Annotated in this window: 18 protein-coding genes; 15 read left to right on the top strand and 3 right to left on the bottom strand. The window is 46.7% G+C overall.

Annotation, left to right across the window (positions count from 1 at the left end; all coding sequences use genetic code 11):
• Positions 1-128: 128 nt before the first annotated feature.
• The 6 genes from SIC45_RS03065 to SIC45_RS03090 all read left to right on the top strand — a co-directional run bounded on the left by SIC45_RS03065 (position 129) and on the right by SIC45_RS03090 (position 6,520).
• Positions 129-533, top strand: a complete 405-nt coding sequence (locus tag SIC45_RS03065; protein WP_298785343.1) for a secondary thiamine-phosphate synthase enzyme YjbQ — start codon at positions 129-131, stop codon at positions 531-533.
• A 146-nt stretch (positions 534-679) separates the two neighbouring features.
• On the top strand, positions 680-2,284 hold the full coding sequence (locus tag SIC45_RS03070) for a polysaccharide biosynthesis protein (RefSeq protein ID WP_319631036.1): 1,605 nt from the start codon (positions 680-682) through the stop codon (positions 2,282-2,284).
• 121 nt (positions 2,285-2,405) lie between these two features.
• Positions 2,406-3,557 carry a putative lipid II flippase FtsW gene (gene ftsW, locus SIC45_RS03075; RefSeq protein ID WP_319631037.1) on the top strand — a complete coding sequence of 384 codons (1,152 nt, stop codon included), beginning with the start codon at positions 2,406-2,408 and terminating at the stop codon, positions 3,555-3,557.
• A gap of 111 nt (positions 3,558-3,668) precedes the next feature.
• Positions 3,669-4,346 carry a hypothetical protein gene (locus tag SIC45_RS03080; RefSeq protein ID WP_319631038.1) on the top strand — a complete coding sequence of 226 codons (678 nt, stop codon included), beginning with the start codon at positions 3,669-3,671 and terminating at the stop codon, positions 4,344-4,346.
• On the top strand, positions 4,333-5,079 hold the full coding sequence (locus tag SIC45_RS03085) for a pseudouridine synthase (protein WP_319631039.1): 747 nt from the start codon (positions 4,333-4,335) through the stop codon (positions 5,077-5,079). The genes SIC45_RS03080 and SIC45_RS03085 overlap by 14 nt, the downstream gene beginning before the upstream one ends.
• A complete protein-coding gene (locus SIC45_RS03090) occupies positions 5,069-6,520 on the top strand; it encodes a xylulokinase (protein ID WP_319631040.1) in 1,452 nt (483 codons plus the stop codon). The genes SIC45_RS03085 and SIC45_RS03090 overlap by 11 nt, the downstream gene beginning before the upstream one ends.
• 48 nt (positions 6,521-6,568) lie before the next feature.
• Here SIC45_RS03090 and SIC45_RS03095 read toward each other — a convergent pair whose 3' ends face one another.
• Complete coding sequence (locus SIC45_RS03095) at positions 6,569-6,787, bottom strand: DeoR family transcriptional regulator (protein WP_091616630.1); 219 nt, start codon at positions 6,785-6,787, stop codon at positions 6,569-6,571.
• A 424-nt stretch (positions 6,788-7,211) separates the two neighbouring features.
• The gene (cysK, locus tag SIC45_RS03100; RefSeq protein ID WP_319631041.1) at positions 7,212-8,147 is read right to left on the bottom strand and encodes a cysteine synthase A; all 936 of its coding nucleotides are present in this window, start codon (positions 8,145-8,147) and stop codon (positions 7,212-7,214) included.
• Between the two features lie 103 nt (positions 8,148-8,250).
• On the opposite strand from cysK, the gene thpR reads away from it, so the two are divergent.
• From thpR to SIC45_RS03120, 4 genes are all read left to right on the top strand, one after another.
• Complete coding sequence (gene thpR, locus SIC45_RS03105; protein ID WP_319631042.1) at positions 8,251-8,793, top strand: RNA 2',3'-cyclic phosphodiesterase; 543 nt, start codon at positions 8,251-8,253, stop codon at positions 8,791-8,793.
• 15 nt (positions 8,794-8,808) lie between these two features.
• Positions 8,809-9,177 carry a CidA/LrgA family protein gene (locus tag SIC45_RS03110; RefSeq protein ID WP_319631043.1) on the top strand — a complete coding sequence of 123 codons (369 nt, stop codon included), beginning with the start codon at positions 8,809-8,811 and terminating at the stop codon, positions 9,175-9,177.
• Positions 9,170-9,859 carry an LrgB family protein gene (locus SIC45_RS03115; protein ID WP_319631044.1) on the top strand — a complete coding sequence of 230 codons (690 nt, stop codon included), beginning with the start codon at positions 9,170-9,172 and terminating at the stop codon, positions 9,857-9,859. Before SIC45_RS03110 ends, SIC45_RS03115 begins: the two co-directional genes overlap by 8 nt.
• A gap of 106 nt (positions 9,860-9,965) precedes the next feature.
• Complete coding sequence (locus tag SIC45_RS03120) at positions 9,966-10,889, top strand: hypothetical protein (RefSeq protein WP_319631045.1); 924 nt, start codon at positions 9,966-9,968, stop codon at positions 10,887-10,889.
• Between the two features lie 6 nt (positions 10,890-10,895).
• Here SIC45_RS03120 and purU read toward each other — a convergent pair whose 3' ends face one another.
• Positions 10,896-11,765 (bottom strand): formyltetrahydrofolate deformylase, encoded by an 870-nt coding sequence (purU, locus tag SIC45_RS03125; RefSeq protein WP_298785354.1) that lies wholly within the window; start codon positions 11,763-11,765, stop codon positions 10,896-10,898.
• Between the two features lie 345 nt (positions 11,766-12,110).
• Between purU and SIC45_RS03130 the strand changes: the two genes are divergently transcribed.
• From SIC45_RS03130 to pfkB, 5 genes are all read left to right on the top strand, one after another.
• A complete protein-coding gene (locus tag SIC45_RS03130) occupies positions 12,111-12,947 on the top strand; it encodes a phosphotransferase family protein (RefSeq protein ID WP_298785355.1) in 837 nt (278 codons plus the stop codon).
• A gap of 85 nt (positions 12,948-13,032) precedes the next feature.
• Positions 13,033-13,674, top strand: coding sequence for a tRNA (guanosine(46)-N7)-methyltransferase TrmB (gene trmB, locus SIC45_RS03135; RefSeq protein ID WP_319631046.1), 642 nt, complete (start codon positions 13,033-13,035; stop codon positions 13,672-13,674).
• 46 nt (positions 13,675-13,720) lie between these two features.
• Entirely contained in the window at positions 13,721-14,575 is an 855-nt protein-coding gene (locus tag SIC45_RS03140; RefSeq protein WP_319631047.1) for a YtnP family quorum-quenching lactonase, read from the top strand.
• A 262-nt stretch (positions 14,576-14,837) separates the two neighbouring features.
• Entirely contained in the window at positions 14,838-15,593 is a 756-nt protein-coding gene (locus SIC45_RS03145) for a DeoR/GlpR family DNA-binding transcription regulator (protein WP_319631048.1), read from the top strand.
• On the top strand, positions 15,590-16,528 hold the full coding sequence (gene pfkB / locus SIC45_RS03150) for a 1-phosphofructokinase (RefSeq protein ID WP_319631049.1): 939 nt from the start codon (positions 15,590-15,592) through the stop codon (positions 16,526-16,528). Before SIC45_RS03145 ends, pfkB begins: the two co-directional genes overlap by 4 nt.
• Positions 16,529-16,541: the final 13 nt, after the last annotated feature.

The raw sequence follows: 16,541 nt of genomic DNA on the forward strand, positions 1-16,541 counted from the left end.
TTTATTCTCTCCTTACAATTGCGAAGCATTGCTCCTGAAGATTAAAATGCTTCGTAATCGGTTATAATAGCTGTATTGTATCATAAGAGAAAATATATTTTTACACAAGGATAAAGGAGGCGGCTGTAATGCTGCGTAAGCTTGAGCTATCTACAAATGAACATGCAGAAATGATAGATGTTACCGAAAAGGTCCGTACGTATGTAAAGGAGGAGGGTCTTGATCACGGAGCGGTGGTCGTGTATTCCCCACATACGACGGCTGGAATTACTGTAAATGAGAACGCTGATCCAAATGTTCAGCATGATATGCTCATGCGTCTCGATGAAGTATATCCATGGGAGCACGAAAAGTACCGGCATGCCGAAGGAAACTCTGCTTCGCATTTAAAAGCAAGTACAATGGGGACACAGCAGACAATTATTGTGGAGCAGGGGGAGCTCGTGCTCGGTACATGGCAGGGCATCTATTTTTGTGAATTTGACGGACCGAGAAAGCGTACGTTTTATATTAAAGGATTAAGTGACGTATAATAAAAGGCACGCCCGTTTTTCCATAACGGGTGCTTTCTTTTGCCTTCAATATTAATTTTCAGGCAAAGGACGCCAGAATGGAAAATAGTATGGTAAAATTCGCATAGAGGGCACAAGACGATTACACGATGGAGCTGAACATAAGAATGTCTGATTCAAAATTTTTGCGGGGAACGCTTCTGTTAAGTATAGCGACGTTTATTTCAAAATTTTTAGGGATGATTTACATATTTCCTTTTGCAGCCATGGTCGGCCAGCAGGGAATCGCACTTTACCAATACGGTTATCAGCCGTACACATTAATGCTTAGCGTAGCCACACTTGGGATACCGATGGCTATGTCAAAGTTTGTATCCAAATATAACGCAATGGGAGATTTTGAAACAGGCCGAAGGTTGTTTAAGTCGGGTCTTTTTTTTATGACTCTTACCGGTATTGCGGCATTTCTTATTTTATTTTTTGGCGCTCCCCTTATCGTGAATCTAATATCATTTGATTCGAGTGAAGCTTTCACGTCAGATGATATTGTATTTACGATCCGAATGGTCAGCTTTGCATTAATGATAATTCCAACGATGGCAATCATGAGAGGTTTTTTCCAGGGGCATCAGTCAATGGGACCGACAGCGGTTTCCCAGGTTATTGAACAGATTGTACGGATTGTCTTTATTTTGGTGATGGCCTTGTTTATTCTATACGCCGTTGACGGAAATCTTGGAACAGCTATTGGCTTTGCCACCTTTGGAGCGTTTTTCGGCGGGCTGGCAAGCATGGCTGTGCTGATTTTTTACTGGAAAAAAAGACAGCGTTTTTTGCAGCAGGAGCAGGCAGAAAGCACCGTATCGAGTGAGCTGCCGTTAACAAGCATGTACAGTGAACTCATCCGGTACGCACTGCCGCTCTCCTTTGTCGGCCTGGCGATTCCGTTGTTTCAAATGGTGGACATGTTTACCTTCACCCGGGCACTGGAGCAGACCGAGGAATGGACATCCGGGCAGATTCAGACCGCCTACGGCGCGTTTGCAGGGTCTTCGCACAAGCTGATTCTTATACCGGTGGCAATAGCTACGGCAATGTCAATCACTCTTATCCCAACCATCACAAAATCCTTTACAGGCAATGACCAGGATCTGCTGCAGCGCCAGATTACACAGACCTACCAGGTGATTTTGTTTTTATCGGTACCTTCCGCTGTCGGGCTGTCGCTGCTTGCCAGACCAACATTTGGTGTGCTGTTTGGGACAGAGTCACTGGAAATAGGCAGCTACGTGCTTCAGCATTACGCGTATGCGGCGATCGTTTTTTCCCTTTTCTCAGTGAGTGCGGCGGTACTGCAGGGTATTAACCGCCAGAAGTATGCCATTGCCTCGCTGCTCCTCGGTTTACTGGTGAAAATTATCAGTGCTTACGTCCTTCTTTTGCTTCTTGGACCGGTCGGTGGAATTTACAGCACGATTATTGGATTCGCGTGTGGAGTAGTATTTAACGCCTGGGCAATTGCGAAGTTTACCGGTTTTCAATTCGGAGGAGTCTCGCGCCGTGCGGGCACAGTAGTTCTTTTATCTGCGGTGATGGGCATTGGTGTCTTAATTACAAGAAACGGCATGGAGCTCTTATTTACTGGAACCGGCTGGGTAGATCTATTTATGGTGGAAATTATCAGTGTCGGCGTCGGCGGCGTGCTGTTTATGGCTCTTGCCATGAAGAGCGGGCTAGCGGAAAAAGTGCTTGGAAAACGCTTTGCGGCGTAGAGAAAACTCCTGCTTTCTAATCTTTTGTTCAGGCAGGGTTGGTGATATAATTAATACACTTTATGGAAACGAGACAAACGCATCAAGCCGCCCAAAAACAGCGCGGCATTAGAGGTGAAACATGAAAACGTGGAGATATAAAGATTATGACTGGCTCTTGATCGGTGCGGTCGCGCTCTTAACATTATTTGGCATCATTATGGTGTACAGCGCAAGCTTCCCGCTCGGAATGAGGGCTTATGATGATGCAGCCTTTTTTCTTAAGCGGCAGATAATGTTTTTTATTATTGGAATAGGCGTGTTTGCTTTCATGATGCATGTGCCTTATGAAAAATGGAAAAAAACAACGCCGTTATTGATAGGATTGTCCATTTTTTTACTTATGCTCGTACTTATAATAGGCAATGAAGTAAACGGGGCGAAAAGCTGGATCGGCTTTGGTCCGGTAAACATTCAGCCCGCAGAATTTGTAAAATTGAGTTTGATTATTTATCTGGCCCAGGTTTATTCCCAGAAACAAAAGTATATTGACTCGTTTATGAAGGGGGTCATGCCCCCGTTGGTCGTTGTCGCCGTGCTGCTTGGATTTATTGTGATGCAGCCTGACGTCGGGACAGCGGCAGCTCTGATGATGACAACAATCGTAATTGTCTTTTTGTCAGGAGCAAAGTTCCGGCATATGTTTATGCTCGGAGGAGTGGCTGCGGCGTTGTTTGCATACATAGCGCTGACAGAGCCCTATCGTCTGGCCCGGCTTGTATCATTTATGGACCCGTTTGCCAGTGAAGAAGCGGTCGGAGGAGGAAGCTTCCAGCTGATTCAGGGCTATATTGCGATTGCTCACGGCGGGCTGTTTGGCGTGGGCCTCGGGGAGAGCGTGCAGAAAATGAATTACCTCCCTGAGGCGCACACAGACTTTATTATTCCCATTATCGCCGAAGAGCTTGGAATTTTTGGCATTCTGCTTGTTGTGGGTCTGCTGGGTGTTATCGCCTGGCGTGGCATAAAAATCGGGCTTAGTGCTAAAGGACAATTTGGCACCCTTCTTGCCTTTGGTATTGTTTTCCAGGTCCTCAGCCAGGCCGTCATTAATGCCGGGGCTGTAGCTGGCATGATGCCGATTACCGGCCTGCCATTTCCACTTCTGAGCTACGGGGGCTCTTCTTTATTAATAACGCTGGCGATGCTTGGGCTTTTGGCAAACATCTCCAGAAATAACAACCGGCTTGCCCGGGTACAGAATCAGGGGATCAATAAACCAACTTCCGCATAGTGTATGTAAAGAGACGTTGTTAACAGCAACGTCTCTTTTTCAGACTGGCAGATGGATATCTGCTTTGAACTGTTAAAACGATAATCATAGAAATGTATTGGAGGAACAAAAATGTTAGTAGTGGGAGCCGGGAGGCTGGCGAAGCTTGTAGCAGTGAAAAGTGAGCCCTCCTCCGTCTCTATGATGTACCGGGGCGGAGAAAAGTCGTGGATGACAGAAACAAAAAAGCAGATTTCACGGGTGGATGAGCTGGAGCTCCCCCGTTATCCCTATATATTCTTAGCGATGCCCCCGGCCGGGATTAAAGATTTTATTTACTGGCACGGGCCGTATCTGGCTGAAGGAACTGTTATATACATTCCGGCAACGTTGCTTTATATAGAGGATGTGGAGATGCCTGCCCATGTACGTAAGGCTGCAGCCAAATTTGCGGGCCATGCCGAAGGAGCCGCAGCCTGTGGGAAAGAAAATATCTTTGTTGTCAGCAGCGTGAGAAGCAGTGATCGTAAATATCTCCAAAGCTGGCTGGGAAGTGCCTTTACAGTCATAGAGGGTGACGAGCAGGAAGTAGAAACAGCAAATAAGGCAGCGGTGGAAGAAACGCTGCGGATGATAGTAAATCTCGAACAACGCCTACAGGAGCAGAACGTGTCAAAAACAGTCCAAAAGGCTGTTCTCCGTCAGATTCCGGCAGGGGTTATTGAAGCGCATATGAACGGCTCACACGGGGAATTTGCTGCGGCGATTCTCGAACAGATAAAAAGAGGTGATCAGCATGAGAACGGATAAATTACTGGCGGAATTAGGATATGGGACTCGCAAGGAAGTAAAAAAAATGCTGAAAAAGGGAGGCGTTTTTGTTGACGGGGAACCGGTGAACAACGGGGCAGTCCAGGTGGATCCTGAAGAGCAGCGGATCAGCGTATTCGGAGAGGACATTCACTATACGGAATTTGTTTATTTTCTGATGCATAAGCCATCAGGGGTCATCAGCGCCACAGAAGACAGTGTTCATGATACGGTGCTGGATATTTTAGAACAGGAGGATGCAATAAGAGAACCTTTTCCAGTGGGCCGGCTTGATATTGACACGGAAGGATTGCTTCTGTTGACTAACGACGGCAAGCTTAACCATTTTCTTACGTCACCGAAGCATGGGGTTGTAAAAATATACCGGGCGGTACTCGAACACCCTATAGAAGAAAAGAATATTGAACATTTCAAAAAAGGTGTAAAGCTTGATGACGGCTATGTTTGTAAGCCTGCAGTTCTGAGGAGAGTGCCTGATACACACCGGGAAGTATATGTGGAAGTAACTGAAGGAAAATTTCATCAGGTGAAACGGATGTTTGAGGCGGTAGGCAATGAAGTCGTTTATTTAAAAAGAGAATCATTCGGCCAACTGTCGCTCGACGAGGATTTACTGCCGGGGGAGTACCGGGAGTTAAATGAGGATGAAATTCAGCTGCTCCGGGATAGCGTCGGGGAAAAATCAGAAGGAGCAGGCAGCGATGAGCTGTAGACTGCTGAGTGCAGATCTGGGAACGACGTCTTTAAAAGTAATGATACTGAACGGCGGAGGTCAGGTGGAGGGCAGTGTATCAGAGCCTGTCCATACATATACCGACGGAGAGAATCACGAACAGAAGCCCACAGAATGGTGGCAGAGCTTTGGAAAAGCGTGCAGGACTCTGGAGAGCAGGGGAATCGGCCTGGACGTTGATGGAGTCGTATGCACTGGGCAGATGGAGGATTTTATCCCTTTGAAAAACGGAATAGCAGAAACGGCGGTTCTTTATTCTGATATCAGAGGAAGCAAAGGATTAACAAAAAGGCATTTGTCTTCGGATGCTGTAGCGGCCTTTACGGGAAACGACTGGAGAGCGACGACCCCTTTAATGAAATGGCTGGCGGACGAATTTCCAGAGCAGTGGGACCATGTACTCTTTGGTTCTAAAGATTATTTAATTTACCGTTTAACCGGCGCCTCAGTTTGTGATCCGGTAAATGGCACTGTGACAGGGATGATGAATATACATACAAGAGCCTGGGAAGAACAGCTTTGGCAGGGAAGCGGGATCACACGGAATCAGCTCCCCCGTCTTCTGGAGCCTGAAGAAGTAGCGGGCTATGTATTAAAGGAGGCTGCCAGTAAAACAGGAATACCTGCTGGAACACCTGTATACTGCGGCCTTGGAGACGGGGGCGCGGTGACTCTTGGTGCCAGTGTTCATGGGGATAACGACGAAGGATACGCGTACACAGGAACAACAGGGTGGACGGCAGTGCCCGCCGATACGCTGACCCTGTCAGAAGAAGGAAGTGTGTTTCATCTGGCTGCGCCTCAGCAAGGACGGTTTATTAAAATTATGCCCCTGATCAACATGGGAAATGTTCATCAATGGGCGGTGCATACATGGTGCGGAGGCGATTTCGAAGCTTTTGAAAAGCTGACGGCCGAACCGGATTCCATGCCCGGATCGCTCTTGTTTATCCCGTATTTAAATGGTGAAAGAAACCCGGTGATTGATGAGAAAGCCAGGGGCTCGTTCATCGGAATCGACGGCCAGGTGACGCACGGGCATATGGCGAGGGCGGTGCTTGAAGGTCTGGCTTTTTCTTTAAAGCAGACCTTTGTTCAGATTGGCACTACCTCCTCCACGCTCTTTCTTGTTGGCGGCGGCACAAAAAGCAGAGCCTTCAGGCAGACAGTGGCGGATGTGTTTCAGCGCAGTGTGCAGGTGAGTGCTGAGCAGGAGCTTCTGGCTTCATTCGGGGCAGCTGCATGCGGCTTCAGAGCTATTCATAAATGCTCCTGGAAGGACGCAGCACGGGCAATGCAGAGCGTGGGCGAAGAAGATATTATTGTCACTCCTGATGTATCAAAAAAAGAAGAATTAGAGCGAAAGGAACGTCTTTTCATCGGTGCAGCCGGAAGAATGCGGGGGCTTTTTGAGACGTGAAAAAGCGCCGGGATTTTAATTCCGGCGCGGCGCAAAGGTATAATCATTTCAGGAAGCTTTTACTTTTCGGGCAGTCGTCGTCCAGGCCCCTCTCGAAGGGCTGCTGACCAGTTCATTGTATTCGAGCACATTCAGGTCACGCTGAATCGTGCGCTGTGTAATTCCGAATTCGTCAACCAATTCCCCGGTGGTCACCGTTCCTCTCTTTTTAATATAGAGATAGATAGACTTAATACGGGTTATCATTCGGTCGGTGGACGTTCTCAAAAAACCACTCCTTAGCCAATGAATTTATGGCACTTGAAGACATGCCCGGGACTGCGCACGTAAGTAGGAATTATATTTGATGGCTTCGACTGTTTCTGCGTCAGCTGCTCTATAGGAATTCTTAAAAAATTCAGCAGCATGTAGGATGAGAGTATTCAAAATATTTTGTAAGCGTCCCTGTAATTTATAGTTTATACTATTTATTTATATATCGCAAAATTTTTATCGGAAAAACACCCGGTTCATCCGTGAATAAAAATAAAAACCGAATGAAATTTATGAAAAAATTAACATTGTACGTATTTATGCTAAAAAAAGAAGAACGATTGATGAGAATGCCTGCTTTATTTCACAGAAAAGCAAATGTAAAAATTATGTAAAAAAAGACGCCTATTTGTGTAAAGGCGCCTTGAGAAAAGATTTTTTATTCGTCAAACCGGAAAAGATCCGTGGATAAATACCGTTCGCCCGTATCACAGGCAATGGCAATGACAACCTGATCCGGAGACATCTGTTTGGCTGTTTCCATCGCAGCAAAGCAGGCAGCACCGGAAGACGGGCCGACTAAAATGCCTTCCTGACCGGCAAGGGCTCTTGTAGTTTTATAGGCATCTTCATCGGTAATTTTGTAAATATGGTCGTATATATCCTGATTCAAAATTGGTGGAATAAACCCGGGGCTTGTGCCGACCAGCTTATGGGGACCAGGTTTTCCGCCGGAAAGAACCGGGGAACCAAACGGTTCCACGACGTGAATTTGAATGTTGGGGTAGAGCTCTTTTAATTTTTCCCCGGTTCCTGTGACAGTGCCTCCAGTACCTGATGCGGCAACAAAGCCAGCCAGTGGTTTGCCGATTTCTTTCATCGCTTCTTCAATTTCAAGTGCCGTGCTTTCCCGGTGGGCATCCGAATTGGCTTCGTTTTCAAACTGCATAGGCATGAAGCTGTCGGCTATTGTCTCTACAAGCTCATGGGCCCGGGAGATAGCCCCAGGCATCTTTTTATCACCAGGCGTAAGTTCTACTTCTGCTCCGTATGCCTTCAGCAGGTTGATCCTTTCCTGGGACATTGTGTCTGGCATAACCAGTATTGCCCGGTAGCCCCGGGCAGCGGCGTTCATAGCAAGGCCGATGCCGGTGTTTCCTGAAGTCGGTTCTATAATAGTAGTATTTTCGTTGATTTTCCCTTCTGCTTCGGCCTGCTTCAGCATATTTTTTGCGGCCCGGTCCTTCACGCTGCCACTGGGATTTTGAAATTCAAGCTTCAAGTATACATCCGCTCCTCCGGCGTCCGGAAGGCGGTTTAGTTTAACCAAAGGCGTATCGCCGACTAGTTCTGACATATTATTTGCTACACGCATGACTGTTACACATCCTTTTTCTATGATTCATTCGTATATTCTAACATATTTACAGCGCTTATTCGTTTATAACAGCTTTGAGGCAGGGAAGGGAGAGAAATCAATGGATAATCATTATTTTCTTGGTCTGCCGGTTCCAAGGGAGGCGAGATCCGTCTGGGCGGATTGGATTTCACAGGTGAAAAACGAGCTTCCCTTTAAGCAGTGGGTACACCCGCAGGATTTTCATATTACGCTCCACTTTTTTGGCCAGCTTTCTCCGGAACAGGTGGAGGCTATCGAAAAAAAGATGAATGAAGTGAAATTAACGCACCAGCCAAAACTTCGTCTCGACGGTGTTGACTCCTTCGGTCCAAAAGGGCGGGAGAGCGTTCTGTATACAAGGGTGCATGCAGAAGAGGGCCTGTTTTCGTTATATGAAGAATGGAAAGCTCAATTGAATGAGATGGGAATGAAGACCGAGCAGCGCCCGTACCGCCCTCATATGACTCTGGCAAAAAAGCGGGTAAAGGAGCGCTCGCTTGCATGGCCTTTTGTGCCACTTCCAGAAGCAATATTTTTTCAGGCGGCTCACCTGCATCTTTATCGCATTCATCCAGGACGGAGTGTAAAATATGAAACGGTGCATTGGTCGGAATTGACTTAGTAAAAGAGGGGAAATATGCGTTTAATTAGAATTGTGATCCACATAGCAGTTTTGTATGTATTTTACTGGGTGGGCACCTGGATCCAGGATGTGCTGCAGCTTCCGGTCCCGGGAAGTATTATCGGCATGCTGCTTTTGCTTGCAGTTTTTGTTTTTACAGCGGCAACACCAAAATGGCTTCAGGATGGATCCGGGCTGCTTCTTGGAAATATGCCGCTGCTGTTTTTGCCGGTTACTGCCGGGCTGATAGTACACGGAGAACTATTTTCACTGCTTGGAGCCGGGCTGATAACCGCTGTGTTTATCAGTACGCTGCTTGTGATGGGAACGGGCTCATGGGTAACTCAGCATTTATTGAAAAGAGGAGAGAGGTATCGTGAGTGAATGGGCAATAGCAGCAGCGGCCATTGCTGGGACGATAGCAGTATACGCTGCTTCTAAAAGGGCGTACCGGCGGCTTCCCGTTCCGCTGATGCTTCCAATCGTTACCGGCACCATTGTTATCATATTATTTTTATTGGTTTCCGGCATTCCATACAGTGTCTACATGAACGGCGGCCAGTGGATAGAATCGCTGCTCGGACCGGCAGTGGTGGCACTGGCCTGTCCGCTTTATGAACAAAGACACCTGTTAAAACGGTATCTGCTTCCAATCCTCAGTGGAATTGGGACAGGGGCAGTTATAGGTGTTGTTTCCGGGCTGGTGTTTACAGCAGCTGCTGGTGCGTCTAAAGAATGGACAGCAGCGGTGCTGCCTAAATCGGTAACGACCCCGGTAGCAATGGACATCACAACGACGCTCGGTGGCGATGCACCTTTAGCGGCAATGTTTGTTATGGTAGCGGGTATTGGCGGGGTAGTTGTTCATGCCAGGGTGATGAATGTGGCTGGCGTGACTGATCCGGTCGCAAAGGGAATAGGTATGGGCAGTGCAGCTCATGCAATAGGAACGGCCAAGTCGCTTGAAAACAGTGAAACGGAAGGGGCTGTCAGCTCGGTAGCTATGACAGTCAGTGCTGTCATTGTTGCCTTTTTGGCTCCATTGGCAGGGAATTTATTCCTTTAACGTGAATAATGCGCAGACAATGACGATATTATAATAAAAGCGGAATTTCGCAGCTTTTTGCGCAGACACTGTGAAAATGCTGCGTTGGGGGAGAAGGGAGAGTTGAATGGCTCAATTAATAAAAGTGAAAGATTACGCTTCGCGTTATGAACATCATTTTCTTCATCAGAACGCGGAATTTTTATCTGCGAAGCAGGCCTACTGGCAGCGGATGAAAACAGATTGGATGATCGCAAACAAATCGGGCTCGAAGGCACCGGAGGATGAACCGCTGGAGAAAAACAGCCGGATGGGAAAAGCAGTGAACCGGTTAAAATGGTGGAAGCATGAAGAGGAAGAAGAGGTGGAAATAACCGAGAGTGATGCCTATTTATTTTTTAAAGGGAAAACGCTCGAAGAACTAAAGGATATTTTTTACGATAACTGGTTTTTAACCCAATTGGAATGGGCGTCCTCCACCGTTTCTGAAATTTCGATGATGGATCCGAAATTAAAATATGACTATCGTCTTCGCACCCTGCTCCGGGAGCTCCCCGATACGTATTTTGTTATGTATTATCCGGTATTTCACACAAAGCAGACAACAATGGAGGGCGCCATTACCATCGTCGGCCCTGTTGGAATAGACGTTATCCACATTTTAGAAGGCACGATGTACAGCGTATTCGAGCCAGCGGACAGCAGATTCTGGAAGGAATATGTGAACCAGAAGCAGCATACTTTTGTCAGCCCGGTGCTGGCATTAAAAAGAACAATGAATGTAGTAGAAGCTGTATTAAAAAAAGCGGGGACAACCTTCCCCGCTCAGGCGACGGTTGTTTCTCCCGCTTCGATCATTGATAACCGTGAAATTTTATATGCCCATACAGCAGACAAACGCGAATACAAAAGGTGGATGGAAAAACGCATCACCAATCCATCCCCGGTGAAAAACCGGCAGCTGTTTTCTGCTGAAGCGCTTATGGAGCAGACGGCGACGGTTTCTGTACTCCGCAGCGAAATCTACTCTCCGGACGGGTACGGCGAATAAAGGGTACTATAGAAAAACAATCGTTTTATTGTCATCGACAATAACACGGTCTTCTGCATGCCAGGTAACGGCCCTTGCCAGCGCAATTTTTTCAGCGTTACGCCCGGTAACTTTTAAATCATTGGCATTGTACTGGTGATTAACCCGAAGCACGTCCTGCTCAATAATCGGTCCTTCATCCAGGTCATTGGTCACGTAATGGGCTGTAGCACCGATTAGCTTCACCCCGCGCTCGAAAGCCTGCCTGTAAGGATTAGCTCCGATAAAGGCCGGGAGAAATGAGTGGTGAATATTAATGATTTTTGCGGGGTAGTGAGCAACAAAATCCGGCGACAATATTTGCATATACCGGGCCAGGACAAGAAAGTCAATCGGGTACTGCTCCAGTGTACGCAGTATTTTATTTTCTGCTTCCGGCTTGGCGTTTTTTTCTATCGGTATATGATAAAAAGGAATTTCATAGCTTTCCACTACATTTTTCAGCGTCGTATGGTTACTGATAACGCAGCTGATATGAATAGGCAGTTCCCCCGAACGCCATCTCCATAATAATTCTGTTAAACAATGATCTTCCTTTGAGATGAAAATCGCAACACTTTTTTTGCGGTCTTCGCGCTCTAACGACCATTCCATGCCGAAATGCTCAGCAATAGGAAGAAACTCTTCCTTTACCTGATAAAATTTGTCCGGGAACGAAGAGATGGAAAAGACAATTCTCATAAAAAAACGTCCGCCTTCCGGATCGTTTGTATGCTGTGCAGAATGAATAATATTGGCACCATGCTGGTGCAGAAAATCAGATATAGCGGCTACGATTCCCGGCTGGTCCGGGCATGTAATCAGCAGCCGGCCATTACCGGACGAGCGGTCTGGCATAGTAATGTCCTCCTTCAGATAAGCAGTTGCCCTGTAATAATGAACGGAATTACTATACCACTCTGAATGATGGAAAAAAAGGGGAAGCTACGAAGATGGCTGAAATGGAAGATACTCGGAAAAATAGGAGCTGAGAGCTCGGTCACAAGCATTTTGGTCGATTGACTTATAAATTCAATGTTTGCTATTATTAAGAACGATTCGCTGTAAAATTAAAAACGTAAACAGAAACACTTTTACCCGCACGAGAAGTAGAGGAGATCATTTCATAGAGGGTATTTTATACATACAATTAAATAAAACAAGACAAGCATGGGAATAAAATATTGTTAAAAAGGATCGGCTATGAAATATTCAGACCACTATGACAGATCGAAGGTGAAAGTATTGGAACTGCTGATGGGAGACGGATGGACGATTGAACCAGCCGGTGGCTCTTCAGGAGAAGCGTACCTCGCGCGTGCCGGGGAACAAGTGTTATTTCTGAAAAGAAATTCTTCTCCATTTCTTGCTGTGCTTTCGGCAGAAGGAATAGTGCCTAAGCTGCTTTGGACAAAGCGCCAGGCTAACGGTGACGTAATTACCGCTCAGCGCTGGGTTGACGGCCGTGAATTAACAGGCGGTGATATGGATAATACACGGGTGGCCCAGCTGTTATCAAAAATTCATTCGTCGAGCGAACTGCTGGACATGTTTATGAGAATAGGAAACCATGCCCGCACGCCGGAAGCAACAATCGCTGTATTAAAAGAGCAGCAGGAGCAGCTTCCCTATATTACGACTTCAATGGCAGGTGCTCTTGAAGAGCTTGCAGGGACCTCCGGTGAAGTCCAGCCTCCCCGTCTCGTTGTCTGTCACGGTGATATGAACCATAATAATTGGATGTTTGATGCCAACGGGGATTTGTACTTAGTGGACTGGGACAATGCCACAGTCAGCGACCCAGCTCTTGATTTGGCTCTGATTTTGTATGAATATATTCCAAGAGAAGAATGGGACGGCTGGCTGCAGGGATACGGTCTTTCCTTAACTTCCCACTTACTAAGGCGGATGCGCTGGCAGATTATCAGCCACCTGCTTGATCACGCCCAGCAGGCAATGCTTACGAACCGGATAAAAGAAGCAGAGTTTTATAAAAAACAGCTTGAAGCAGTGCTGGACCGGGACTCATTGCAAATATAAAAATCCGCTGGAACGTCACTGCGTTTTCAGCGGATTTTGTATGTTAAATATTTAGTTATTATATGAAGAAAGAGGGAAAAGTACGATGAGACTCCGTCATAAGCCTTGGGCTCACGAGTTTTTACAGGAACACCCGGAGCTGGTGGTCACAAAAGCGGAACAGGTGAATAAAAACTGGAAAAAAAGGTTTGGAAATGGCCAGCCTGTCCATTTGGAAGTAGGTACAGGCAAAGGTAAATACTTAAGTGATAATAGTATCAAGCATCCGGACATTAATTTTATCGGAATGGAAATGTATGAAAGTGTTCTTGCGACAGGGGTCCAGCGTGCTTTATTCAAGCAGCCGGAAAATCTTGCTTTCATACACGGGGATGTGCGCCATTTAATGGAATATTTTGAGCCTTCTTCCGTGGAAACTCTTTATATTAACTTTACCGACCCCTGGCCGAAAAAGCGCCATGAAAAGCGCCGGCTGACGCATCCTGATTTTCTGGAGCTATATAAACAGATTCTGGTGCCCGGGGGCACGGTGCAGATGAAAACTGACAATCAGGGGCTGTTTGAATATTCCCTTTCCTCTCTTTCCACCTTCGGTTTTGCTCTAAGAAAAGTGCGTCTTCACCTCCATGAAAGTGAAGAAGCAAAGGGAAATGTGATGACAGAATATGAAGAGAAATTTTATGCGAAGGGAGAGCCTATTTACTTTACAGAAGCGGTAAGGCCGTAATGCGGGTGATAGGCGCTTTCTTTTAGGAAAAGGAGGCACTGCTGTCATGAATCAGTTAACCATTGGTAATTATACAATTACATGGCTTGAAGGCGGAGTGACCAACATGGATGGGGGCGCTGTGTTCGGTGTGGTCCCAAAACCCCTCTGGTCCAAAAAATATCCGGTGAATGATAACAATCAGGTGCCGATGCCGACCGATCCGCTGCTTATTCAGGGCGAGGGCAGAAACATACTGGTTGATGCTGGCCTCGGAAATGGCCGGCTCAGCAAAAAGCAGCAGCGGAACTACGGCGTAACGGAAGAATCCAATGTTGAGCAGAGCTTGAGGGATATGAACCTTTACGCCTCGGATATTGATGCTGTATTGATGACGCACATGCACTTTGATCATGCTTCGGGGCTTGCCCGTGAGGAACAGGGACAGAGTGTTCCGGTGTTTCGAAATGCTGTCATTCATGTATCGGAAACGGAGTGGGAGGAAATGAAAAATCCAAACATCCGTTCAGGAAATACGTACTGGGAAAAGAACTGGAAGCCGGTAGCCCACCAGGTGGAGACGTTTGAGTCAGAGCTTCAGCTTACCGAAAATATACGGATGGTTCATACGGGCGGCCACAGCGCCGGAATGAGCATTATCCTGATTGAAGATGAAAGCAGCACGCTGATTCATATGGCTGATAATATGCCGACGCATGCCCATCAGAATGTTCTCTGGGTGACGGCTTATGATGACTACCCGATGGATTCGGTGTATATGAAAGAACACTACATGAACTGGGGCTGCCAGCGTCATGCATGGTTTACGTTCTACCACGATGAACTGTATCGTGCTTTGAAGTTTAACCCCTCGGGAGAAGTGGTTGAAGCAGTAACCCGGGAAAAGCTGAATAACAGCTGATAACATTTATATACCTTCGCGCACGTCTCTGAAAAAAGGGACGTGCTTTTTTGTGCTGAAATACAGGACAACACCAAAAGCATAAAATGTCATTTTCAATCAAAAAACAAAAATAATTGATTGTTTTTGAATAAAATTGATTGATTATGATTAAGTAAGCGTGTACAATGAAGTTAATCAAACAAACAGACGCAGAAAACGATCAAAGCTTTCGCATATGTCTGTTGCTTTTACGGCGGAGCCGGAGAGGGGAGAGAATAGAATGCTTCACACGGAGCGCAGGGAAACAATCATCGAGATTTTAAAAACTAAAGATACTGCCTCCATTCATGAACTGGTGGAATTAACCGGTGCTTCAGAAGCAACAGTTCGAAGAGACTTATCCAAACTGGAATCTGATGAGCAGATTAAACGGATACACGGAGGAGCTTCTCTCTCCAGGCGCCGCCGAAATGAGCCGACTATCGCAGAAAAGAGCAGCGTAAACCAGTGGGAAAAGAAAAAGATTGCAGAGGCTGCAGCATCCCTGCTTGAACCTGGCGAGTGCCTTTTTTTAGACGCCGGGACGACGACCCTGGAGATGATTCCTTATTTGGCGGACCGGGATCTTGTCGTAGTTACCAATGGTATTCCGCATGTGCCGCTTTTGCTTGAAAGAGGCATTGAAACGTACGTTATCGGAGGCAAAGGCAAGCAGGGAACAGGGGCACTGGTAGGAATTAAAGCTATAGAAGCACTGAAGGAATTTTGTTTTGACGCCTGCTTTCTAGGCATTAATGGCGTACATCCCGTTCACGGGTATACAACCCCGGATCCGGATGAAGCAGTGGTTAAACGGACAGCGCTCGACCTTGCGGAAAGGAGCTATGTGCTGGCAGATCATTCGAAGGTTGGTTCCATTACGTTTGCAAACATTGGTGAACTTGCTTTAGCGGAAGTGATTACGTCGGACAGACTGCGGGACGATGAACGGACAAACTTGAAGAAATACACAGATGTGAAGGTCGTGAGTACATGATATACACAGTAACGCTGAACCCGGCGATTGATTACGTGATAGAGCTGGAAGAGTTTATTCCGGGCAGTATCCACCGCTCGAAAAATGATTTGAAATATCCGGGGGGCAAAGGTATTAACGTTTCGAGAGTGCTGCAAAGACTCGGACAACAGTCTACTGCATTGGGTTTTGTAGGCGGCTTTACCGGCCGTTATATTGAAGAAAGCCTGGAAAACGAAAATATCCAAACAGATTTTGTGCAGGTTGAAGAGGACACAAGAATTAATGTTAAAATTCGCGGCGGTCAGGAATCAGAAATTAACGGGGCTTCCCCGGGCGTCTCGCGCGAAGATGTGGAAGCGCTGTATCAGAAGCTGGATGTGCTTACGCAGGAAGATGAATTAATACTCGCGGGCAGCGTGCCTTCTTCTCTTTCTCACAGCATTTATCTGGAGATGATGGAGCGGGTGAAAAATAAAGGAGTCCGGGTATATTTGGACACGAGCGGAGAAGCGCTCGGCGAGGCATTGAAAGGCCGTCCTTATTTCGTTAAGCCGAACCATCTTGAACTGGCAGAATTGTACGAAGTGGAAGTAAACAGCGTAGAAGACGCTGCGGTATATGGCCGAAAGCTTCTGGAGGATTTTGATATTGAACACGTGGTTATATCGATGGCAGGAGAAGGAGCGGTATATATTAATAAATCGCAAACCCTCCATGCTTCCGTACCAAAACAAAAAGCCGTGAATTCCGTTGGAGCAGGGGACTCCCTGGTTGCTGGATTTGCTGCCGGAATTACGGAACGTCTGGCTCCGGATCAGGTGCTGAACAAAGCAGTAGCTTCCGGAAGCGCTACCGCGTTTTCGGAAACATTCTGTACGAAAGAAGAAGTAGAAGAGCTAAGTCAGAAAATAACTATTCGTTCGCTGGAGAGCGAAGAAACCAATCAAGCTTAAAGGGGTGAGCAGA

Source organism: Marinococcus sp. PL1-022 (assembly GCF_033845285.1).
In the GTDB taxonomy this organism is placed as follows: domain Bacteria; phylum Bacillota; class Bacilli; order Bacillales; family Marinococcaceae; genus Marinococcus.

Coding starts and splice junctions, on each gene's coding strand:
- SIC45_RS03110 (WP_319631043.1), top strand. CDS start 8,809: ATGCGTTTAATTAGAATTGTGATCCACATAGCAGTTTTGTATGTATTT.
- pfkB (WP_319631049.1), top strand. CDS start 15,590: ATGATATACACAGTAACGCTGAACCCGGCGATTGATTACGTGATAGAG.
- thpR (WP_319631042.1), top strand. CDS start 8,251: ATGGATAATCATTATTTTCTTGGTCTGCCGGTTCCAAGGGAGGCGAGA.
- SIC45_RS03140 (WP_319631047.1), top strand. CDS start 13,721: ATGAATCAGTTAACCATTGGTAATTATACAATTACATGGCTTGAAGGC.
- trmB (WP_319631046.1), top strand. CDS start 13,033: ATGAGACTCCGTCATAAGCCTTGGGCTCACGAGTTTTTACAGGAACAC.
- SIC45_RS03090 (WP_319631040.1), top strand. CDS start 5,069: ATGAGCTGTAGACTGCTGAGTGCAGATCTGGGAACGACGTCTTTAAAA.
- SIC45_RS03065 (WP_298785343.1), top strand. CDS start 129: ATGCTGCGTAAGCTTGAGCTATCTACAAATGAACATGCAGAAATGATA.
- SIC45_RS03120 (WP_319631045.1), top strand. CDS start 9,966: ATGGCTCAATTAATAAAAGTGAAAGATTACGCTTCGCGTTATGAACAT.
- ftsW (WP_319631037.1), top strand. CDS start 2,406: ATGAAAACGTGGAGATATAAAGATTATGACTGGCTCTTGATCGGTGCG.
- SIC45_RS03070 (WP_319631036.1), top strand. CDS start 680: ATGTCTGATTCAAAATTTTTGCGGGGAACGCTTCTGTTAAGTATAGCG.
- purU (WP_298785354.1), bottom strand. CDS start 11,765: ATGCCAGACCGCTCGTCCGGTAATGGCCGGCTGCTGATTACATGCCCG.
- SIC45_RS03130 (WP_298785355.1), top strand. CDS start 12,111: ATGAAATATTCAGACCACTATGACAGATCGAAGGTGAAAGTATTGGAA.
- SIC45_RS03145 (WP_319631048.1), top strand. CDS start 14,838: ATGCTTCACACGGAGCGCAGGGAAACAATCATCGAGATTTTAAAAACT.
- SIC45_RS03085 (WP_319631039.1), top strand. CDS start 4,333: ATGAGAACGGATAAATTACTGGCGGAATTAGGATATGGGACTCGCAAG.
- cysK (WP_319631041.1), bottom strand. CDS start 8,147: ATGCGTGTAGCAAATAATATGTCAGAACTAGTCGGCGATACGCCTTTG.
- SIC45_RS03080 (WP_319631038.1), top strand. CDS start 3,669: ATGTTAGTAGTGGGAGCCGGGAGGCTGGCGAAGCTTGTAGCAGTGAAA.